This is a genomic window from Pantoea sp. 18059 (assembly GCF_902706165.1).
GTDB classification, from domain to species: domain Bacteria; phylum Pseudomonadota; class Gammaproteobacteria; order Enterobacterales; family Enterobacteriaceae; genus Pantoea; species Pantoea agglomerans.
The window spans coordinates 105,257-126,881 of the sequence record NZ_CACSJS010000003.1 but is presented as its reverse complement, the minus strand read 5'-3'; the positions used below and the strand labels follow the sequence as shown (position 1 = coordinate 126,881).

Annotated in this window: 19 protein-coding genes; 8 read left to right on the top strand and 11 right to left on the bottom strand. The window is 53.9% G+C overall.

What is annotated here, in order from left to right:
- Positions 1 to 203 precede the first annotated feature (203 nt).
- The 5 genes from GVJ63_RS10060 to GVJ63_RS10040 all read right to left on the bottom strand — a co-directional run bounded on the left by GVJ63_RS10060 (position 204) and on the right by GVJ63_RS10040 (position 5,503).
- A complete protein-coding gene (locus GVJ63_RS10060; RefSeq protein ID WP_045140122.1) occupies positions 204 to 929 on the bottom strand; it encodes a pirin family protein in 726 nt (241 codons plus the stop codon).
- 164 nt (positions 930 to 1,093) lie between these two features.
- Positions 1,094 to 2,074: a LacI family DNA-binding transcriptional regulator gene (locus tag GVJ63_RS10055; protein WP_159226791.1), complete on the bottom strand. Its 981-nt coding sequence runs from the start codon at positions 2,072 to 2,074 to the stop codon at positions 1,094 to 1,096.
- 55 nt (positions 2,075 to 2,129) lie between these two features.
- The gene (locus tag GVJ63_RS10050; RefSeq protein ID WP_045140124.1) at positions 2,130 to 3,191 is read right to left on the bottom strand and encodes a sugar phosphate isomerase/epimerase; all 1,062 of its coding nucleotides are present in this window, start codon (positions 3,189 to 3,191) and stop codon (positions 2,130 to 2,132) included.
- A gap of 26 nt (positions 3,192 to 3,217) precedes the next feature.
- Positions 3,218 to 4,447: an MFS transporter gene (locus GVJ63_RS10045; protein WP_045140125.1), complete on the bottom strand. Its 1,230-nt coding sequence runs from the start codon at positions 4,445 to 4,447 to the stop codon at positions 3,218 to 3,220.
- Positions 4,448 to 4,591: 144 nt separating this feature from the next.
- On the bottom strand, positions 4,592 to 5,503 hold the full coding sequence (locus GVJ63_RS10040; RefSeq protein WP_010247205.1) for a DMT family transporter: 912 nt from the start codon (positions 5,501 to 5,503) through the stop codon (positions 4,592 to 4,594).
- Between the two features lie 231 nt (positions 5,504 to 5,734).
- On the opposite strand from GVJ63_RS10040, the gene GVJ63_RS10035 reads away from it, so the two are divergent.
- Positions 5,735 to 6,751 carry a lipoate--protein ligase A gene (locus tag GVJ63_RS10035; protein ID WP_159226790.1) on the top strand — a complete coding sequence of 339 codons (1,017 nt, stop codon included), beginning with the start codon at positions 5,735 to 5,737 and terminating at the stop codon, positions 6,749 to 6,751.
- A 179-nt stretch (positions 6,752 to 6,930) separates the two neighbouring features.
- Here GVJ63_RS10035 and cspA read toward each other — a convergent pair whose 3' ends face one another.
- Together cspA and GVJ63_RS10025 are read right to left on the bottom strand one after the other, a co-directional pair.
- A complete protein-coding gene (cspA, locus tag GVJ63_RS10030) occupies positions 6,931 to 7,143 on the bottom strand; it encodes an RNA chaperone/antiterminator CspA (protein ID WP_003855207.1) in 213 nt (70 codons plus the stop codon).
- Positions 7,144 to 7,567: 424 nt separating this feature from the next.
- Positions 7,568 to 8,764: an MFS transporter gene (locus GVJ63_RS10025; protein ID WP_033760352.1), complete on the bottom strand. Its 1,197-nt coding sequence runs from the start codon at positions 8,762 to 8,764 to the stop codon at positions 7,568 to 7,570.
- A 293-nt stretch (positions 8,765 to 9,057) separates the two neighbouring features.
- On the opposite strand from GVJ63_RS10025, the gene GVJ63_RS10020 reads away from it, so the two are divergent.
- Positions 9,058 to 9,807 carry an NAD(P)-dependent oxidoreductase gene (locus GVJ63_RS10020; protein ID WP_052271581.1) on the top strand — a complete coding sequence of 250 codons (750 nt, stop codon included), beginning with the start codon at positions 9,058 to 9,060 and terminating at the stop codon, positions 9,805 to 9,807.
- A gap of 140 nt (positions 9,808 to 9,947) precedes the next feature.
- On the opposite strand, the gene GVJ63_RS10015 is transcribed toward GVJ63_RS10020, so the two are convergent.
- On the bottom strand, positions 9,948 to 10,841 hold the full coding sequence (locus GVJ63_RS10015) for an ABC transporter six-transmembrane domain-containing protein (protein WP_010670321.1): 894 nt from the start codon (positions 10,839 to 10,841) through the stop codon (positions 9,948 to 9,950).
- 104 nt (positions 10,842 to 10,945) lie between these two features.
- Here GVJ63_RS10015 and GVJ63_RS10010 point away from each other — a divergent pair, with 104 nt between their 5' ends.
- The 3 genes from GVJ63_RS10010 to GVJ63_RS10000 all read left to right on the top strand — a co-directional run bounded on the left by GVJ63_RS10010 (position 10,946) and on the right by GVJ63_RS10000 (position 14,860).
- Positions 10,946 to 11,521: a TetR/AcrR family transcriptional regulator gene (locus tag GVJ63_RS10010; RefSeq protein WP_159226789.1), complete on the top strand. Its 576-nt coding sequence runs from the start codon at positions 10,946 to 10,948 to the stop codon at positions 11,519 to 11,521.
- 472 nt (positions 11,522 to 11,993) lie between these two features.
- Positions 11,994 to 13,379, top strand: a complete 1,386-nt coding sequence (locus GVJ63_RS10005) for a diaminobutyrate--2-oxoglutarate transaminase (RefSeq protein WP_022624771.1) — start codon at positions 11,994 to 11,996, stop codon at positions 13,377 to 13,379.
- A gap of 14 nt (positions 13,380 to 13,393) precedes the next feature.
- Positions 13,394 to 14,860 carry an aspartate aminotransferase family protein gene (locus GVJ63_RS10000; protein ID WP_010247242.1) on the top strand — a complete coding sequence of 489 codons (1,467 nt, stop codon included), beginning with the start codon at positions 13,394 to 13,396 and terminating at the stop codon, positions 14,858 to 14,860.
- Positions 14,861 to 15,003: 143 nt separating this feature from the next.
- Here the strand turns inward: GVJ63_RS10000 and GVJ63_RS09995 are convergent, their stop codons facing one another.
- The gene (locus tag GVJ63_RS09995) at positions 15,004 to 15,879 is read right to left on the bottom strand and encodes a LysR family transcriptional regulator (protein ID WP_159226788.1); all 876 of its coding nucleotides are present in this window, start codon (positions 15,877 to 15,879) and stop codon (positions 15,004 to 15,006) included.
- A gap of 169 nt (positions 15,880 to 16,048) precedes the next feature.
- Between GVJ63_RS09995 and GVJ63_RS09990 the strand changes: the two genes are divergently transcribed.
- Positions 16,049 to 17,053: a nitronate monooxygenase family protein gene (locus GVJ63_RS09990; protein ID WP_159226787.1), complete on the top strand. Its 1,005-nt coding sequence runs from the start codon at positions 16,049 to 16,051 to the stop codon at positions 17,051 to 17,053.
- 386 nt (positions 17,054 to 17,439) lie between these two features.
- Positions 17,440 to 17,574: a hypothetical protein gene (locus GVJ63_RS22485; RefSeq protein ID WP_254920067.1), complete on the top strand. Its 135-nt coding sequence runs from the start codon at positions 17,440 to 17,442 to the stop codon at positions 17,572 to 17,574.
- Between the two features lie 279 nt (positions 17,575 to 17,853).
- Here GVJ63_RS22485 and GVJ63_RS09985 read toward each other — a convergent pair whose 3' ends face one another.
- The gene (locus GVJ63_RS09985) at positions 17,854 to 19,167 is read right to left on the bottom strand and encodes an MFS transporter (RefSeq protein WP_159226786.1); all 1,314 of its coding nucleotides are present in this window, start codon (positions 19,165 to 19,167) and stop codon (positions 17,854 to 17,856) included.
- A gap of 207 nt (positions 19,168 to 19,374) precedes the next feature.
- Between GVJ63_RS09985 and GVJ63_RS09980 the strand changes: the two genes are divergently transcribed.
- Positions 19,375 to 19,686 (top strand): VF530 family DNA-binding protein, encoded by a 312-nt coding sequence (locus GVJ63_RS09980; RefSeq protein ID WP_010670314.1) that lies wholly within the window; start codon positions 19,375 to 19,377, stop codon positions 19,684 to 19,686.
- 74 nt (positions 19,687 to 19,760) lie between these two features.
- On the opposite strand, the gene mqo is transcribed toward GVJ63_RS09980, so the two are convergent.
- Positions 19,761 to 21,410 (bottom strand): malate dehydrogenase (quinone), encoded by a 1,650-nt coding sequence (gene mqo / locus GVJ63_RS09975; RefSeq protein ID WP_159226785.1) that lies wholly within the window; start codon positions 21,408 to 21,410, stop codon positions 19,761 to 19,763.
- Positions 21,411 to 21,625 lie beyond the last annotated feature (215 nt).

Sequence of the window (21,625 nt, the reverse complement as noted above, 5' to 3'; positions counted from 1 at the left end):
AATAAGCTCAACGCGCAGATAACACGGCCAGAAGAGGAAAGCGTCCCGCGCCAGGGACGGCGCGGGTCGAGCAGTCATGGATGACAGCTTTTGCGTCTTTCCGATCTGGCCGTGTTTTCTGCGCAGACTCGATCTCAAAGCTGGCATTGGCAGATTTAGTCAACAATCTTAAACTGCGCGGTGACAGCCGCGCAGTTTTCATTTTAACGGGTTGGATGATTCACTTCGTTGGGACGCAGATCGAATAACAACACCTCCGCTCCTTCACCGTGACTGAACGACAGCGTTTTCTCATTGCGAACCCGCGCACCGTCTCCGGCACTAAATTGCAGGCCATTTACCCTGACACTGCCGCGCGCCACATGAATATACGCATAGCGGTCGTCCGGCAGAGTGATTGTCTGCTGCTCATCCCCCTGGAACAGTCCCGCATAGATGCGAATATCCTGGCGCACCCGCAATGCCCCGTTTTCACCTTCCGGCGAAATAATCAGTCGCAGATTACCGCGTTTATCCGCTTCGCTGACGGAGACCTGCTGGTAGACTGGCGGGCTATTTTTCTCTGCCGGCACCACCCAGATTTGCAGAAAGTGAACACCCTCGGTGCCCGAGTGGTTGAACTCACTGTGAGTCACACCGCTACCGGCACTCATCAGCTGCACATCCCCGGGAACAATCACAGAGCCGGTGCCCATGGAGTCTTTATGCTCCAGCGCGCCCTCCAGGACATAGGAGATAATCTCCATGTTGCTGTGAGGATGGGCGCCAAAACCGCGACCTTTGGCTACCCGATCATCATTGATCACCAGCAGATCTGAAAAGCCCGCCTGCTTTGGATCCCAGTAGTTTGCAAAAGAGAAGGTGTGACGTGAATTCAGCCAGCCGTGATCGCCCACGCCGCGTTGCTCTGACAATCTTTGCTCAATCATATTCTGCCCCTTCGTTGATTCGGGAAGTGCGAATGCCCTTCGATGGAAACAGCATATAAGTAAACCAGGTAGTCACACAATGGCGTGAACTGGCAATGACTGTCGCGTTTTAGTAGACAATAAAGACGAGGTTATGGCGGGGCCAGGTTTTGCGGATTAATCCTTCAGCTACTGGCTCGTACCACCAGCTCACCCTGCATGATCACACATTGTGGCGGAGAGTCTGGCCGGATGATTTTTTGCAGCACCAGCTCACAGGCACGACGGCCAATCTCCCTGGAGGGCTGAGCCAGAGTCGTCAGCGGCGGCGATACCATGTCAGCCAGTTCACTGCCGTCAAAACCCACCACGGCAATCTCCTGAGGTATCCGCAGACCCGCCTGCTGTATCGCCGCCATGGCACCCGCTGCTAGCGTATCGGAAACCGCAAACACGGCGTCAGGTCGTGTCTCGCCCGCCAGCAGCTCATTCATCGCGGCTTTTCCGGCGCTGAAGCTTAACTCACTGGCGTAAGCGATGGCCTGCCATGCCAGTTGTTGCTCTTTGAGTTGATGTGCGTAGCCCTGCTGACGCAGGCGGGCATATCGGTAGCGGAGGTCGTGATTGATCAGCGCAATGCGCTGACGTCCCTGTCCGGCCAGATAGTGCACCACTGACTGCGCAGCGACGTCATCATCAATCCCGACGCAGGAGATCTGGCCATTATCATCATGTTCGGCGCACTGAACCCAGGGTGCCGTGCCTATCAGCTGGCTCAGCTCCGGCAGCTTGCTGAATGCATCCATGGTGATAATGCCATCCACCATCTTGCCGGAGAGCAGTTGCAGGCTGGATCGCGAACGGGCAATATCCGCGCCCGAGTTACACAACAGGATGCGATAGCCATTTCTCTCCGCCTGCTCCTCAATGCCTTTGACCACCTCTGCGCAAAACGGGTTAGAGATATCGGAAACCAGTACCAGAATCATCGAGCTGCGCGCCGTACGCAGCTGGCGCGCCAGCAGATTAGGCTGATAGTTGCTCTCTTCGATTGCCTCAAGGACTTTCTGCCGGTTAGCCGGTTTTACGCTGTCGCTGTTATTCAACACACGGGAAACGGTGGCGACCGACACACCCGCCATCCGGGCGATTTTCTGAATAGACATAGCGATCCCTCTGTTTTAAAACTCACCCACAGAAAACCTTTGAATCAATGCCGCCTCAGACGTCGCGATCCAGACCCAGCTGATGGCGCACCGAAGGGGCGTTCTCTGCTAAAGCAAAATCATCAAAAGCGCGGTCAGCCACCGGGATGATATGCCGGCGGATAAATTCCGCCCCTTCACGCGCCCCGTTCTCGCCATCCTTCAGACAGCACTCCCACTCCAGCACCGCCCAGCCGTCATAGTCGTACTGGGCAAGTTTGCTGAAAATGCGGCTGAAGTCGATCTGGCCATCGCCCGGCGAGCGGAAGCGTCCGGCGCGCGCCAGCCACGGCTGATAACCGCCATATACTCCGCTGCGTCCATTTAACTGGTACTCCGCATCCTTAACGTGAAAGGCTTTGATACGCGGATGATAGAGGTCGATGAACTGCAGATAGTCGATGTGTTGCAGAAGAAGATGGCTGGGATCGAACAGGATATTGCAGCGCGGGTGGTGATTCACCTCTGACAAAAAGCGCTCAAACGTGACACCGTCATGCAGGTCTTCGCCGGGATGTATTTCATAGCAGAGGTCCACACCGTGATGGTCAAAGCTGTCCAGCACCGGCAGCCAGCGGCGCGCCAGCTCAGCAAACGCCTCATTAAACAAGGCTTCATGGTGTGGCGGCCAGGGATAGAACCAGGGCCAGGCGAGCGAGCCGGAAAAGGTGGCATGTGCGCGCAGGCCGAGTTTTTCAGAAGCAGCAGCCGCATGCTTTAGCGTAGCGATGGCCCAGTCGGTGCGCCGGGCGGGATCGCCTCGCAGCGCGGCAGGCGCAAAATTATCAAAAGAGTGATCGTATGCGGGGTTCACGGCAACCAGTTGCCCTTCCAGATGCGTTGAAAGCTCACTGATCTCCAGCCCGAAACCGGCCAGTGTTCCCCGCACCTCGTCGCAGTAAGTCTGGCTGACCGCTGCCTGCTCAAGGTCGAAAATAGCGGGCTGGTGGCAGGGGATCTGCAGTGCCCGGTATCCCAGCCCGGCGGCCCACTCCGCCAGCCCCGCCAGTGAGTTAAAAGGCGGCTGGGTGGCAATGAACTGAGACAGGAAGATGCCGGGTCCCTTAACTGTTTTCATCTGTGACTCCTGAGTTCAGTTACCGCTTAATCACGGTATTTGAATAAGAAGAAGAAAATAATCGCAATCACCGCAGCCGCCACGGCAGGGATCCACCAGAATATCGCCCAGCTCTCTGCGCTGGCGTTACCCGCCACCAGCTGATTGTAGAGCGCACCTGAGATTTGCGATCCCAGCAGCATGCCGATGCCGTAGGTGAACATCACCACCATGCTCTGCGCCTGCCCCTTGACCTTTTCACCGGCGATCCGATCGGTGTAGATGAATCCCACCACAAAGAAGAAGTCATAGCAGACGCCATGCAGCAGAATGCCAAGGTAAATCAGCGTGCGCGTCTCATCACTCATGCCCAGCGCAAACAGTGCATAGCGGACAAACCACGCTGTCATCCCAATCAGCAGCATGACTTTCACGCCAAGACGGCGGAACAGCAGTGGAATGATCAGCATGAAAACAATTTCAGACATCTGACCCAGTGACATCAGGGTGCTCACTTCCCGGATTCCGGCATCCGCCAGCCAGGAGGCGGTAAAGGCGTAGTAGGTGCCGAGCGGAATAGAGATCAGGGTGGCACATATAGCGAAGACCAGGAAATGACGCAGTCGCAGCAGTGCGAAGGCATCGGCGCAGAAGAGATCGCGAACTTTTAACGGCAATCCTTTGGCCGGAGCCGGCGTATGTGGCAGCGTCAGGCTGTAGATCGCCAGCAGTACCGAACAGAGCGCCGCCAGCTGGAACACTGCCACGCTGTCAGCAATGCCCGTTACACCGATAAAGATCCCCGCCACGATCCAGCCGATGGTGCCGAAGACTCTGACGATGGGAAAGCTTTTCTCGCTGCTGGCGAGGCTGTGAAAGGCGATGTTATTTGAGAGCGCCAGCGTCGGCATAAAGCAGAGCGTATAGCCAAATAACAGTGCGATCAGCTGCGCCCCGTTCTCCGCGATTAGCGCCTGGGGCACGAACCAGAGAATCGCTGCGCCCGCCAGGTTCATCACCGCCATTACTTTCTGCGAGGGAAAAAAGCGATCCACCAGCATACCGAGCACAAACGGCGAGAGAATCGAGGCGATGGGTCCGGCCGAAAACGCATCCCCAATCAGCAACGGCATGTTGTGACGAGTCATTACCAGCCCCAGCGTCACCGACCAGCTGCCCCAGATAAAGAACTGCATAAACATCATCAGAGAGAGGCGCGGCACCAGCAGCTTATGCTGCATCTGCTGGCCTGCTCTCTCCTGCACTGTTGCAATCATGGGAACCTCACGAATAAGTAATCGATTACATTCTGATTGCTCACAACGTAAACGAATGCAGCCCTCGGTTCCTTCGCCGCGATCACAAATTATTAACTCTGCGTTATCACTCTGGAAATAACAAGGCGATGCCGGGCGGGCCGATCAGCGACTGGCATTAACTATCCGCGCTTTACGGAAGCGGTAACGCTCATACAGCACCGAGTAAAGGCCGCCTGCTACCACCAGAATCGCACCCATCACCGTGGTGGAGGTTGGCAGATTGCCGAGCAGCAGATAACCCACCGCCACTGACCAGATTAAGGTGGTGTAGTCGAACGGGGCCAGTAACGACGCTTCAGCATAGCGCAGGCTCAGAGTCATCAGAATCTGAGTAATACCGCCCAGCAGCCCACATCCCACCAGTAATGCCAGTTGATTGCCATGCGGCACTTTCCAGCCGCCTGGCAGCGTGACCAGCGACGTTAAGGCCGTGGTGATAGCGAACCAGAAAGCGATGGCGCCCGGCTTCTCTTTGCCGTTAAGAAAGCGGATCTGCACCAGCGCACAGGCGGTACAGAAGGCCGCCATCAACGCCAGCAGAATACCCGCCGATGCAGAAAGGGAAAATGTTGCCTGACGTGTCAGTGTGAGATGCCCGGAGAACATCACCAGAATGCCACTGAAACCGGTAAAGACCGCGACCCAGCGATGGTGACGCACCTTTTCGCGCAGAAATAGCGCCGCCAGCAGCACGGTAAACAGCGGCGCGGCATAGTTGATAGCCGTGGCGTCGGTCAGAGAAATGTAGAGCAGCGACAGATAACTGAAATAGAGACCACCGGTTCCGGCCAGCCCGCGCACAAAATGCCCGCGGATATTGCGGGTGCGAATGCCATCCAGCACGCTACCCTGCAAGCGCAACCAGATTAACAGCGGTACCAGTGCCAGCAGCGAGCGGAAAAATATCACTTCGCCGACCGGTATCGCCCCATCGAGTTCTTTTACACAGGCCAGCATCAGCGTGCTACTTAAAGCAGCGGTGATCTTCATCGCTATGCCAGCGGAAGCGTTCATACGGTTTTTGTTCTCTCAAAGGGAAAATAAGCAGGGGAATCAGCACACTCCTTATCCATATTGTCATAATGTCGTACACCAATCTGCCGCGATTACTCTGCAGACGGCATTTTATCTTTTTTTGCCGCAGCATCACGGCATGAAGAGGCATGTAGTCCCGTTTCCCGGCTGGTACACTCTGCCTTCTGCCCTGCTTTATGGGCCTCTTCTCTTAAGGAACGGGAGTCACCGATGTCCACGCTGCGTTTACTGTTATCTGAATCCAACGATCCCTGGTTTAACCTGGCGGTAGAAGAGTGCATTTTCCGCCAGATGCCGGCCACCCAGCGGGTGCTGTTTTTGTGGCGTAATGCGGAAACGGTGGTGATCGGGCGGGCACAGAATCCGTGGAAAGAGTGCAATACCCGACGAATGGCGGAAGATGGCATCCGGCTGGCACGTCGCAGCAGCGGCGGTGGCGCGGTGTTTCACGATCTCGGCAATTGCTGTTTTACCTTTATGGCCGGCAAGCCGGAGTATAATAAAAGCGTCTCGACTGAGATCATCCTACGCGCACTGACTTCGCTTGGCGTACCCGCGGAGGCTTCTGGCCGTAATGACTTAGTGGTGAACACCGCTGACGGGCTGCGCAAAATATCCGGTTCAGCCTACCGTGAAACGCCGGATCGCGGTTTCCATCACGGCACTATTCTGATGGATGCCGACCTCTCCCGCCTGGCGGATTACCTTAATCCGGATGTGAAGAAATTGCAGGCGAAGGGGATTACCTCAGTGCGCGCCAGAGTGACCAATCTGGCGGAGTTAACGCCGGGTATCAGCTATCAGGCGATCTGCTCCGCGGTGACGGACGCATTTTTCAACTATTACGGTGAGCGCTGTGAGCCAGAGAGGATCTCTCCCGACGCCCTGCCCGATCTGCCGGGTTTCAGAGAGCAGTTCGCAAAGCAGAGTAGCTGGGAGTGGAATTTCGGTCAGGCACCCGATTTCTCGCATCTGCTGGACCAGCGTTTTGTCTGGGGTGGTGTGGAGATTCATTTCGATGTAGAACGCGGCGTGATCAGCCGCTGTCAGATTTTCAGCGACAGCCTCAACCCTGCGCCGCTGGAAGCGCTGGCGCAGCGGTTGCAGGGTGTGACCTATCGGCCCGATGCCCTTGAACCGGTGCTGATTCAGCTTATTGCGGATTTCCCGGAGCAACGCGCGGAGCTGACAGAGTTGCAGCAGTGGCTGATCGCCAGCGTGCGCTGAACATTTTTTACTGGCCCGCGCGGATTTCTGGCGCGGGCAAAAAACATCGCGTAAGCATCAGGCAAATCATAAACGCAAAAAACCCGCACAAGGCGGGTTTTAATTAATTATCAATATCAGGCTTATCTGCTGAGGCTATTGCCATCACGCATTGATAATGCACTATTGATAATTAAGGCTTACATAGGGACAACGTTTGCCGCTGAAGGACCTTTAGCGCCGTTTTCAATAGTGAATTCGACCTGCTGACCTTCGTCCAGAGTTTTATAATCGTTGCTCTGAATTGCAGAGAAATGTACGAATACATCTTTGCTGCCATCCTGAGGAGAGATAAAACCGAAACCTTTACCAGCGTCAAACCATTTTACTAAACCAGTCATTTTATTAGACATCGATAATTCCTTAATTTATGAGCCACAAAGTGGCGAAGATGGCCTGTCTTTCAGAAGGTAACTTACCAGGCTTTTAGGAGGAGACTCATGAATAAGGGTATCTTGTGATATCGCTTGCACTGAGGACTGCTTTACTAAAACTGCTTTGATAAGGTCTGTGTTCCAAACCGATGACGCTATTAAGCCACGCCTCACCGACATTAGCAAACATTATTTTAATTTACTTTTAACATCCAGACGTCCGGAGCGCCCTTGTTGATTTTCCGAGCATTTTGAAATATCAGGGCTGACAGAATGATAATTTTCGCTGAACGGTCAGAGAGTCAATAATAGTGCGGTTAATTATTGCTGAAAAATAATACGGCGGCCCTGTACTAATAAAGCGCAGCGATAAACAGTATCGCTGCGCCCTGCTTTACTCATATCAGGCCAGTTGAGTCTGCTGACGGGCAGCATGTCGCGCCGTGAGCACAAAGACCATCAGACCGGCCACGCCCAGCGCAACACCCACCCACGCGGTGGAGATCCAGCCATAGCCCAGCGACACCGTCAGGCCCCCAAGATACGCGCCCATCGCATTGGCAATGTTCAGCGCCGAGTGGTTCATCGCAGCCGCCAGGGTTTGCGACTCATTGGCGACATCCATCAGGCGAATCTGCAATGACGGCAGCAACACTGAGCAGGTGCCGATCAGGAATGTGGCCAGCAGGCCGGTTGCCACATGCTGAACCAGCACCGGGAAGGCCAGCATCACCAGCACGTTCCATAACAGCGTCCAGCCAATAATATTCAGCACCGGGCCATCAGCCAGACGGCCCCCCACCAGATTACCGATGATCATTCCCAGCCCAAACGCCACCATCGCCCAGGGGATCAGCGAGGGGGAGATGCCAGCAATGTTAATTAGCGTCGGCGCGATATAACTGAAGATAGCGAACATCCCGCCAAATCCTACCGCCCCCACCAGCAGGGTCAGCAACACCTGCGCGTTTTTCAGCGCGCCCAGTTCCCGCAGCGGATGCGCATCCACATCGCCAGGCGTGTAAGGGACATAGCGGCCAATCAGCAGGCAGGTCAGCAGACCAATTGCGCCCACAAAGGTGAACACCACGTGCCAGCTAAATAATTGACCTATCCAGGAGCCCAGCGGCACACCAATCAGGGTCGCCACCGTCAGTCCCAGCATCAGTGACGCCAGCGCGCGGCCACGACGTTCAATCGGCACCAGCGAGGCGGCTACCAGCGACGCCACACCAAAGTAGGCGCCGTGAGGCAGCCCGGTCAGAAAACGCGCCACGAGCAGGCCGTGATAGCTGTCAGCCATCGCGCTGGCAACATTACCGATACTGAACAGCGCCATCAGGATCAGCAGCAGCGATTTACGTGCCATTCGCGCCGCCAGCACCGCAATAAACGGCGCACCGACCACCACGCCCAGTGCGTAACTGGCGATGGCGTTGCCCGCCTGCGGCTCGGTAATCGCAAGGGAGCGTGAAACATCTGGCAGCAGGCCCATCATGATGAACTCACCGGTACCGATGCCAAAGCCGCCCAGCGCGAGGGCCAGTAATGCCCAGCGGACAAAACCGGCATCGTCGGTTTTATGATTTTTTCTTAACAAAATTGATTCCCAATGGCCAGAACTGAAAAAACTGAAGTGAGCCGGAGAGAGAAAGCAGAGCGTGTTCCCGTCCGGGTGAAGCGGGCAGACTATAAAAAGTCAGGCTGCGCTTAGCAACCCATTTATGTGATCTGGCGCACAGTGAAGGCTGCGGTAACGTGTGCATTTATCCGTGCCACTCTGGCGCATAGCGACCTGTTTAAGATCACAATCCGGAAAGCTACGCAGGCCTGAGTCGTGAATCTCTGTTTAACTGACCTCTCAGCGCTTCTTTTGCATAACAGGATCAGCAGATGACGACCAGAGTTATCCTTCTTACCGGTGCCAGCGGGCGCATCGGGCGCACTTTCTTTGCGGCCAGCCAGAACAACTACCGTTTTATCCTGACCGATTTACGTGAGCCGGATTACACGATACCCGCACCCCATCGTTTTATTGTGGCGGATCTGTCACAACCTGGTGCGGCGGAGAAATTACTGGCTGAAGAGCCTGTCGATACCGTCATCCACCTCGCCGGTATCCCGGATGCGCAGGCCAGTTTCGACGATCTGCTGCCCGCCAATATTCTCTCTACGACCTGGATACTCAAGGCAGCAGCTGAGCACCGCTGTCGTCGTCTGGTCTTTGCCAGCAGTGCGCAGACCATTGAGGGCTACCCGGCGGATGTCCAGATACATCCCGGCATGGCCGTCTCTCCCGCGAATCTGTATGGCGTCACCAAATGTTATGGTGAAGCACTTTGCGCCTTCTATGCCAGCCAGCACGGGTTGAGCTGTGTGGCATTAAGAATCGGGGCGTTTGAACCTGCACTGGATAACAGCCTGCATAATGCACGGGATTACAGCGCATGGCTGAGTCCGGAAGATGCCGTCAGATTGCTGACTGGCGCGGTAGAGGCAGAGAAGATCACCTTCTTTATTGGCTACGGCATTTCCGATAACCGTTTTAAACGCTTTGACCTGACACAGACGCGAGAAGTGCTGGGCTATACGCCGTCTGATAACGCTTTCAGAGCATTTGCGCCAGGTGAGCTGGATTATTAGCCCCTCCCTGAGCCTTAACCGCTTCCAGTCCCGAGTCGGCTCGTTATTCTTCACCTCCCTTGCCGCCGGCTGGTCCGGCGGCTGCTTCAGCCCTCAACTGAGACAACGCCGAAAAGAAGGCAGCGGCTGAATCGGCCAAATCAGTGTGTGCCGGTATTCACCCGGCGACCTATGTCTTTCAGCTGGGAATATTTTTCCAGCAGCTGTGGGCCATCATCCAGGCTCATGGCAAACATCCACATATAGGTCATCACCGAATAGATGTGACCCGCATTGGTCCCGCCACGGTTCGACATTACCGCAATGGTGACAGCAAATAGCAGCGCTGCCACGCTACCGATGGCCAGATAACCCCAAGCTTCCCGATCGGAGAGACGGATCCGCAGGCTGGCCAGCACGCCATAATGACGGTCCAGTGACGCAGCGTTAGCGTTGCTGACAAAGCTCACCTCTTTCTCCAGCCGGTTATTCAGACGACCAAACAGCACATCGTTTTTGCGGGTAAATCCCGGCAGGAAACAGGCGAAGAACAACAGGATCGCCAGACAGCCCGCGCCGGTCCAGAACTCGATAGCCAGCAGCATCACCGCGGCGCCGGTCATAGAGGCCAGCGAGGTAATCAGCACCGGCAGATGTTTCTCAAAAAAGTCGACAAACTCGCGTGACAAGGCCACCCGCGCGGCAATGGTGGATGCGCTCTGGTTTTCGCTACGCTGTGCCACAATCACCGGCACGGCCAGCCCGGCGTAAATACGGGCAAAGGTGCGGGTATCGACGCTGCGTCGTGCCGCTCCGATGGCCCACATGGTAAACACCATCACCGCATAGAGCACCGCATGCCAGGTCCTGCCGGAGAGAATCGCATTAATAGCGAAGCCCGCCAGCAGCGGATAGAGGAGATACATGACATTTTCCGCCACCACCAGCAGCAGCGTGAGGAACAGCTTGCGGCTATGGCGACGGCCGAGCATTTTTAATGTCAGAATAGCGCTGCGGGGTTTTGCTACCGGCAGGATCGTTTTTGAGGAATGCATAGTTTCTGTTTCTGATATCATGAGTCTTGAGCGGTTGCTCAAGAACGAAAAGCAGTCTATTTGAGCAGTTGCTCAAAGTCAACGTGACACTCATTGAGAGAGAGATGAAAGAGTCAGCTGAAGCACTGAGAACCAAAATCCTGGATGCCGCGATAGTGTTATTTATCGAGAAAGGGATCGAAAAAGTGACCACTCGGGAACTCACTGAGTCGGTGGGCATTTCACGCAGTCATATTTATCACTATTTCAGCAACTGGCAGACGCTCTGCCTGGCAGCGCTTGAACGCTTTATGCACGTGGATTTAGAAAATTTTGCTGACTCCCTGACTCTACTCACACCCCGCCAGAGGTTGCTGACGCTGTTCGAAAGTCATCTGCCGAGCGCACCGGATGCAACCTGGCAACTTTATGCTTCATTCTGGCAGATGGCTGCGCATCACGAAGCCTATGCCGCGCTGGCAGAACAAATGACGGCAGCGTGGCAGGCGCTGGTGGAGGAGATAATTAGTGACGGCGTCACAGATGGAACGCTGCGTTGTGCCGATATACCGCGCACCGCCCGGCAAATCAGTGCGATGCTTAACGGCTATGCCGATTTGCTGACCATCAATCCGTCGGAGAAAAAGGCAAGCGAAGGGATGGCTGACTTAACGCAGTTTATTGATCATCTCCTGTCGTAACGTGGATCTGACGCGTTATAAAGGCTTTAACAACGCCAGATTTTAATTAAATGTTAATAAAAGGTTTATTATTTTAATTAGTCTGCGCTTTTAACCCGCTATAAATGCAGCTTCTTCAGTCAAACTGACTTATGCTTTTTCCATCTGAAAAGGCCCCTTTTTGATAGCGTTTTGCCCCGGAAACAGCTATTTACACAGATTATTATCATTGACTTAGCACGCTCCGCGCCGGGTAAGCTGGTGTTTTTACGCCACTTATTAACAACGGACTAGCGAAGCGGCAATAATGTATACGTTCACAAACTCACCAAATGATTGATTCCTATAGCAAAGAATCTGTTATCTGCCGATAAAATTAAACGTTGAGTCGGACCTTAAAAACACCTATATTGGCCGCGCTTAAAACACATACCCCCATTTAAATACATTTATTCAACTGCGACGCTACGCCCGTCCCGGTTGTAGGAGAGATATGATGACGGATAAAGTCCGTATTGATAGTTTGAATGCACAGAACTTAAACGCAACCAATGAAACCTATTTAGCCCGTCAGGCTGAATTTGAATCAAACGTTCGAAGTTATCCTCGCAAATTGCCGTTCGCGATTGCGAAAGCACAGGGTGTCTGGATCACAGACGTCGAGAATAATCAGTATCTCGACTGTCTTGCAGGTGCCGGAACGCTGGCATTGGGTCATAACCATCCAGACGTTCTGCAGAGCATTCAAAATGTCATTACCAGCGGCTTGCCGTTACATACTCTTGATTTAACCACGCCGTTAAAAGATGCGTTCTCTGAGTATCTGCTCTCGTTATTACCGGGTCAGGGCAAAGAGTACTGCCTGCAGTTTACCGGCCCGTCGGGCGCGGATGCCGTTGAAGCGGCGCTGAAACTGGCGAAAAAACACACCGGTCGTTCCGGCATCATCAGCTTCTCTGGTGCGTATCACGGCATGACCCACGGCGCGCTGTCGGTCACCGGCAACCTGTCACCGAAAGAAGCCGTCGACGGCTTGATGCCGGAAGTGCAGTTCATGCCTTATCCGCACCTCTACCGCTGCCCGCTGGGCATTGGCGGTGAAGCGGGCGTGAAAGCGCTGACCTACTACTTCGAAAACCTGATCAACGACGTTGAGAGCGGCGTTCGTAAACCGGCAGCCGTCATTCTGGAAGCAGTTCAGGGCGAAGGCGGTGTTAACCCGGCTCCGGCTGAGTGGCTGCAGCGCATCCGTAAAGTGACCAAAGAGCATGGCATTCTGCTGATCATCGACGAAGTGCAGGCGGGCATTGCCCGTACCGGTAAATTCTTCGCCTTTGAGCACGCCGGTATTGAGCCGGACATCATCGTGATGTCAAAAGCGGTCGGCGGCGGTCTGCCACTGGCGGTACTGGGCATTAAGAAAGAGTTCGACGCCTGGTCTCCTGGCCACCACACCGGCACCTTCCGTGGCAACCAGCTCGCAATGGCGACCGGCCTGACTACGCTGAAACTGCTGAAAGATAACAACATCGCTGACAAAGTTGCTGCACAGGGCGAATGGCTGAAAGGCAAACTGGGCGAGCTGCAGCAGCGCTACCCGGTAATCGGCAACGTGCGTGGTCTGGGTCTGATGATCGGCATTGAGCTGGTGAAACCTGACGAAGCCGCTGATCACATGGGCAGCTTCCCGGCAGACGGCGAGCTCTCCGCGCTGGTACAGAAAAAATGTTTTGAGAACGGCCTGATTCTGGAGCGTGGCGGACGTCACGGCAGCGTATTACGTCTGCTGCCGTCCCTGCTGATCACAGATGCAGAACTGGACGTGTTTATGGATAAATTTGAAAACGCCCTGCTGTCAGCTGGCGTGAAACCAGTTTGAGTGGAGTGAATGCAATGTCCCGGTTAAACCCGATTCTGGCGGCCTCAGCACAAAGTACCGAGGCCTACCAGCAGGCGATTGCCCAGAGTAGCGCGGCCGTCGTGAAGTGGCTGGAACAACCTGAGATGTATCAGGGAAAAACCGTCGCAGAGCTGCGCGAGCGCATTAAGCTGGACTTCAATCCTCAGGGCCTGGGCAACCAGGCCGCGATTGAACGCGCCATTGAGTACTTCCTCAAAGACAGCCTGTCGGTTCATCACCCGCAGTGTGTGGCGCATCTGCACTGCCCGAGCCTGGTTATCAGCCAGGCAGCGGAAGTGCTGATTAACGCCACCAACCAGAGTATGGATTCGTGGGACCAGGCACCTTCAGCCACTCTGATTGAGATGAAGCTGATTGAGTGGCTGCGTTCCCAGGTCGGTTATCAGTCCGGCGACGCGGGTGTCTTCACCAGCGGCGGCACCCAGAGCAACCTGATGGGTCTGATGCTGGCGCGTGATGCCTGGTTTGCCCGCCAGGGTCATTCTGTTCAGCAGGATGGTTTAACCGGCGATCTGAAGAAGATTAAAGTCTTCTGTTCAGAGAATGCGCACTTCTCGGTTCAGAAGAACATGGCGCTGCTGGGTCTGGGCTATCAATCCGTGACGCAGGTGAAATGCGATCGCTTTGCACGCATGGATATGGATGACCTGCGTCACAAACTGGCAGCCTCCAAAGCCAACGGTGAAAACATTCTGGCGATTGTTGCCACGGCGGGTACTACCGATGCCGGTGCGATCGATCCCCTGCGTGAAATCGCGGCGCTGGCGGCCGAAGAGAACATCTGGGTGCACGTCGATGCGGCCTGGGGCGGCGCGCTGCTGCTCTCAGAAAAGTATCGTGACTATCTGGATGGCATTGAGCTGGTCGATTCCATTACCCTGGACTTCCACAAGCAGTTCTTCCAGACCATCAGCTGTGGTGCTTTCCTGCTGAAGGAAGCGCGCCACTATGAGCTGATGCGCTACCAGGCGGCCTATCTGAACTCTGAGTTTGATGAAGCGCAGGGTGTGCCGAATCTGGTATCCAAATCCCTTCAGACCACCCGCCGTTTTGATGCACTGAAACTGTGGATGGGTCTGGAAGCGCTGGGTCAGAAACAGTATGCCGAAATCATCGATCACGGTGTGACACTGGCGCAGCAGGTTGCACAGTACGTTGATGAGCAGCCTGCGCTGGAGCTGGTGATGAAACCGCAGCTGGCCAGCGTACTGTTCCGCTATCGTCCGGCGCATCTGGCGCACTTCAGCAGTGCGGATATTGCGTTGCTGAATCAGCGTATCGGTGATGCCCTGCTGGAATCGGGCCGCGCCAACGTTGGTGTGACCGAGTTCGATGGCGTGACCTGCCTGAAGATGACCCTGCTGAATCCGACAGTGACGCTGGAAGATATCAAAGTGTTGCTGACATTGGTGGAAACCACGGCACAGCAGCTGGTGTAAATAGTGGCGTCAGGGTCACTATCAGAGGCGCCTCAGGGCGCCTTTTCTTTTTCTGTGTTTATCCCTTTCATTCATCGGTGAGGCCACAGCGCCTGTGCGCTGGTTTGCCGGACACCTCCGCCTCTGCCCCTTTTGCGTAGCCCCTAGCCGATCTTGTATTGACTTACCCATTCAGCACAAAAATCCAGATACGCGAGTGTGATTGCTGAAGGATGTTTGTGCCGGACATAGACCAGATGTAAAGGCATCGAGTGAGTCGGATAATCGGGCAGCAGTCGCATCAGCTTCCCACTCTCCACATCAGGTTTAACTAAAAAATCAAACAACAGCGATACCCCGGCACCGCTCAGTGCATAGTGGCGCAGGCCCTGCGTGTTGTTAGAGGAAAAAAACGGCTCAAACTTTACCTTCTCGTCTCCGGATACCCACTCAAAGGAACCACTGTTAAGCCCTTCCCAGCTGGCTATCGGACACGTCGCCAGCGCCGCCAGCGTCTGCGGATGTCCAAAGCGTTCAGCCAGTTCAGGTGTGGCAACAAACCATGCCTCGACATTCATAACCGGTTTCGCAATTACATCCTCGGTATGCAACTCGCCCAGCCTGAGTGCCACGTCAATGCCATCTTCAAACAGATCCACCACTCTTTCCCCTGAGTGGCAAAACACTTTGATATCAGGATAGCGTTGCTGAAATACATGCAGCAACTCCCACCAGATGGTGAAGTCAGGCGGCACCGATATTCGCAGCTTGCCCGCCAGTTTGTGCGCAGACCTGACCGTTTTGGTGGCCTCTTCCAGCAATTCCAGGCCAGGTCGCGATTGCTCAAAGAACTGTTGTCCTTTGTAGGTCGGCCTGACCCCTTTCTTTGATCGCTCCAGTAACTGCACACCCAGTGCCCGCTCCAGCTCGTTCACTTTCCGCACCAGCGTAGAGATGGGGATAGCTGTTCTCTCGCTTGCCGCTGAAAAGCTGCCTGCCTGAACGACTGCAATAAAGAGTTTTGTCGCGTTGAGATCCATTATCTTTCCATATCTGGCAAACATGTACCCAATTCTGACCATTTACTTCTTATTTTCAACTATTAAACTCCCTGTTTTGGCTAAGAGAATAAAAATAAAACGGCCCGTAAAAAATTCTTATTTCTAACGAATAAGTCTGGCTACACCGTATCCGGATAAGGAAAAAGCGATGAAAAACCGTGTGACAGAAATTCTGAATATTCGCTATCCCATTATTCAGGCACCCATGTACTTTCTGACCAATGCAACGTTTGTTGCCGCAGTATCCAACGCAGGCGGATTAGGCATAATTGGCCCCAACGCCGGGCAGGATACATTGCCGGACTCTCGTTTCATGGCGCTGGAGCGCATGCGTGAGCAAATCAGAAAAACCAAACAGCTGACCGATAAACCTTTTGGAGCAACTCTGATCAATGGGCCGGATATGAGTTTCTGGCGACCCACCGCTGAAATGTTTGTTGAAGAGAAGGTGGAGGTCGTTTTAGTTAATGAAGTGCTTGATGCCGAAATATTCGATTTTCTGAAACAACATCGCATCAAAATCCTTTTTCGTGCGCTGACGCCTGACGTAGCGAATTCTCAGCAGGCTGAAAAGCTTGGCGCCGATATCATTGTCGCAACCGGATTTGATGAAGGCGGCACCGTGCCATCACGCATTATCGGAACGTTCAGCATCGTGCCTATGATCGCTGACAGTGTGAAAATTCCGGTGCTGGCGGCAGGCGGCATTGGGGATGTGCGGGGCGTGCGTGCAGCCATGGCGTTAGGTGCAGAAGGCGTCTGGATAGGCAGCCTGTTTTTAACCGCGCAGGAGAACCCGGCGGATGAGAAGGTCAAGCAGCTGATTGTTTCATCGAGCGCAGAAGATCTGCTACTTTTCCGCACCCTGCCCGCTTATTACCGGACATTGCCAACGCCGCTCAGTCCCAGGCTGGCAGAACTTGATGCGCACGGCGCTGACCGTGAAACGCTGTTCACTGCAATGAATGGCTACCACTCTTTATGGCAGGCGATGCGACTGGGCAATTTTGACAAAGGCGTCGTTTCGACAGGCACCGGCATCTCGATGATCAAATCGGTGCGAACCGTTGCAGCCATCGTCGCCGATCTGGCACAAGATTTCATCACTCAGCCGGAGAAACAGAAATCTGACGACACCGTTCTCAGTCTGTAATCTGTTTAAAGTTAGTGATGTGACCGCCACCAGCGGGATCCGGTTGTCGGATGAGTCCCGACCGGGTCCAGCGTGCTGCCCGCAGTGTTCAACTGTGGGCCGTTATTCAGCTTTTCCTCTTCACAGCCTGAAGCCATACAGGTTCAACCCTTTTCAGTCAAACAGACACAAGATAAATTAACAGCTTTTATTCCCTCATTTAGATTTCGTTTATTTTATAATTTGCATGACGCCTTTATTTCAGCAGAGTCTGGAAAACCGCATCGCGATCAATATATAAAGATTTCACTTCAGCCATAATTAATCAACACTCACGTTAAGTCACTGATAAAAGTGAATAACATATTACAGATAATAATAGTTTAATTTCACAGGAATTAACGCTTATGCTCCTGCGTAAAATAGTTATCATTCTTCTCGGTATGATTATGGCTGCTGTCATCATTATTGCCGACAACCATGCTCATAAAGTTAATTGCCGTGATCAGGTTTTCAGTTTGCCATCATCGCAAAGTGAATGACCTTGTCTGAATCCTTCTCTCCAGCATCCTCTTTGGCTTCAGACCTGTTGGCGGTGTTGATGACGCGAGAAGGTCAGTGACGTTGATCCGGCTGAATCGCTTACGGAATAAAACCCTGTTACATCGGCCTGAACAGAGCGGCACGTTACGCCAGTGATATTACAGCTGCATTTCTGATAAGCAGGCTTGTTTGTTGCCCTTCCCGGCAGACCTGTCAGTAAAAAAGGCTGCATAACACTTATGCAGCCTGAATTTCCCGCTCAGCTTGCTTGCCGACACTTAGCGCGACGGTGGCTCATCCAGTAGCCGCAGATGATCATCTTTGTTCAGGGTCATCAACGCAACAATACTGACCAGCGCAGTCGCCATCACATACCAGGCGGGGATATCGGGATTACCGGTCTGTTTAATCAACCCGGTGATGATCAATCCGGCACAGCCTGAAAACACCGCGTTAGAAAGCGAATAGGCCAGACCCAGTCCGGTATAACGCACCCGCGTCGGGAACATCTCTGACAGCATTGCAGGCCCCGGTCCGGCCAGCAACCCGACTACTCCGCCCGCGATAAACACCACCAGCGCTTTCAGCAGCAGTCCGGTGCTCTCTGCCTGAAGTATGTTAAGCAGCGGCAGAGAGAGCACCAGCAGCAATACCGCCGCCGTCACCATCACCGCACGGCGGCCAATCCTGTCACTCAGCATCCCGGCCGGGATGATGGTGGCAGCAAAGCCCAGGTTCGATATCACCGCAATCAGCAACGCCTGGTTAAAGCCGGTGTGCAGCGATGCCTGCAGGTACGTCGGCATAATCACCAGCCAGGTGTAACCGGCAGCGGACCAGACCATCAGCCGACAGATACCGAGCAGGATCGTTTTCAGCGTATCGCCAAGGCTGGCGTCAACTTTTGCAACGGGTTTTGCCTGCTGCTGAATAAATGCCGGGGTCTCCTCCATCTGAACCCGCAGCCAGAGCGCGATAATACCCAGCGGCAGGGCAAGGAAGAACGGGATGCGCCAGCCCCAGTTCAGCATCTGCTCCGGCGACAGCAGCAGCGAGAGCAGCGCTACGATGCCCGCGCCTGCCAGCAATCCCAGCGCCACAGTAAAAGATTGCCACGCCCCGTAAAGGCCCCGCTTACCGCGCGGTGCAAACTCGGTCATCAACGATACCGCCCCGCCATACTCACCCCCCGCGAACAGGCCCTGCAGAATACGCAGACCGGTCACGATCAGCGGCGCCAGGATGCCCAGATGGGCATAGGTGGGTACCAGGCCGATAGCCGCCGTCGCCAGCGTCATCATGATTAACACAAAAATCAGCGTGGGTTTGCGCCCGATGCGATCACCCATCCGGCCGAAAATGATTGCTCCGAGTGGACGAAAGAAAAAGGCGATGGCAAATGACGCATAGGTCAGCAGAAGCCCGGTCAGCGCTGACTCCCCATCCAGCCGGAAAAAGTTCTGCGCTATCACGGTGGCTAGAAAGCCATAGACGGCAAACTCATACCATTCAATGAAATTACCTACCGAACCGGCTATCAGAGCACGTTTACGGCTGGCGGAGCTGAGCAGATTATCGACGGGCACAGACATGGCAGGAGATCCTTTTTGAGCATCATCAGTCGCTTATGATTAGCACAATCGCCGCACGCCTGCGCACTCTTCTGCCTGTCACGTTAACTCAGACACAGAAATCTGCGCTTAACGCGCCACGGCACGCCCTTTTTCACCTTCACGCCTTGCACAACGGCTTTACGATTGTCAGGATGTGCGGCATTGAATGAATCAGGCGGATAGATGATGAACGCACAAACCTCAAAAGATCCTCTGCATGGCGTAACGCTGGAGATGCAGATAAACAGTTTAGTCGCGCAGTATGGCTGGGCGGAGCTGGGAAAACGGATCAACATTAACTGCTTTAAAAGCGATCCGAGTGTTAAATCAAGCCTGAAGTTTTTGCGGCGCACGCCCTGGGCGCGGGCTGAAGTCGAAGCGCTTTATCTCGCCTCGTTAAAAGAGGAACCGGCCTCCCGCGAAGAAGCGTCTGAAGAGGCGGATCAAGCACCCGCAGAAGATCCCTGGGGCAACTGGCGCGGTAACCAGCCGGAGTAACGGGCAGAAAACGCAGCAATAAAAAAGCCCGCGCAGGATAACCTGTGCGGGCTTTTTTTTACGTCAGGTCGCTGTTACAGCGCCATGTCGTGCTTCGCTGAAGGCGCTGCCTGCTCAGGCTGTGCTGCTGGCGCCTCGGCTGCTTTGCCATCCATGTTGATAACCGGCGGCGTGGTCAGCTGCAGAGTCGCAGCGGTGTCATTCCATACCTGCTGCAGCATCGGCACATTGTCATTCAGTTTCTGACCGTAGCCTGGGATCATCTTGTGGATTTTGGCCTGCCATTCCGCTGATTTAAACTCTTCCGGGAACAGTTTCTGCATCACGCTTAACGCGATAGGCGCAGCGGTCGATGCACCAGGAGAAGCACCCAGCAGTGCCGCCACGGTTTTCTGCTGATCGGTCACAATTTCTGTACCCAGTTTCAGCACGCCACCTTTGTCAGCATCTTTCTTGATGATCTGTACGCGCTGACCGGCCTGAATCAGTTTCCAGTCCTCTTTCTTCGCGTCCGGGTAGTACTCTTTCAGCGCTTCGAAGCGATCTTCTTCTGTCAGCATCACCTGGCCAACCAGGTATTTCACCAGGTCGAAGTTATCCATACCCACGTCGGTCATTGGCACGATGTTATGAGTAGTGGTGGTGCTCAGCAGGTCAAACAGTGAACCATTTTTCAGGAACTTGGTTGAGAAGGTCGCGAACGGTCCAAACAGCACGACGCGTTTGCCATCCAGATAACGGGTATCCAGATGCGGAACGGACATCGGTGGTGCACCGGTAGACGCCTGACCGTAGACTTTCGCCAGGTGACGATCGGCAATCGCCTTGTTTTCGGTTACCAGGAATGAACCGCCGACCGGGAAGCCTGCATAGTTTTCCGCTTCCGGAATGCCGGTTTTCTGCAGTAATTTCAGCGCGCCGCCGCCAGCACCAATAAAGACATATTTCGCGTCAACTGCACGCTCGTTGCCGTTTTTGGCATCTTTAATGGTGACGTGCCATGAGTTATCACCGTTACGTTTGAAATCGGTGACTTCAGACGAGGTTTCCAGACGGAAGTTGTCATTCTTCTTCAGGCTGCCGATTAGCTGACGGGTAATTTCACCGTAGTTTACGTCGGTGCCAACTGGCGTCCAGGTTGCGGCCACTTTCTGCTGTGGATCACGACCTTCCATCACCAGCGGTGCCCACTGCTCGATCTGCTTGTGATCGGTAGAGAACTTCATGCCCTGGAACAGCGCGGTTTTCTGTAACGCCGCATAGCGTTTAGTCAGGAAGTCGACGTTGTCGCCCCAGACGAAGCTCATGTGTGGCGTTGAGTTGATGAAAGAGCGCGGATCGTGCATCACGCCCTCTTTGACCTGCGAACTCCAGAACTGGCGTGAAACCATGAAAGCTTCGTTGATTTCCAGCGCTTTCGTCACGTCGATCGAGCCGTCTTTACGCTCAGGCGTATAGTTCAGCTCCATATTGGCAGAGTGACCGGTACCGGCGTTGTTCCAGCCGTTAGAGGATTCCAGTGCCACACCATCCAGCTTCTCAACCATGATCTGTTTCCAGCCAGGCTGCAGCTCTTCCAGAATGGTGCCCATTGAGGCGCTCATGATGCCGCCACCAATTAACAGGACGTCGGTTTTTTCTGGTGAAGTTTCAGCATGCAGTGCTGAAGAAACTAACAAGGCCGCGAGGGAAAGAGTGGGAATAACTTTCTTTGAATTCATCATTTTAATCTACAGCTCAGACGGTACTGGTTAAAAAAAGTCCTTAAAGTTTAAAATAATGTTATTTGTGAGTTAATGTGAAAATAGTTATAAAATTAAAAATAGCAATTTAGCCTTAATTTAATTACAAAAGGCTTACCGAATTACTCACATATTTTAACCACACATTAAGGGTGTCCTTTGAATTATACAATCCCCTAACACAAATATTGTTCTCA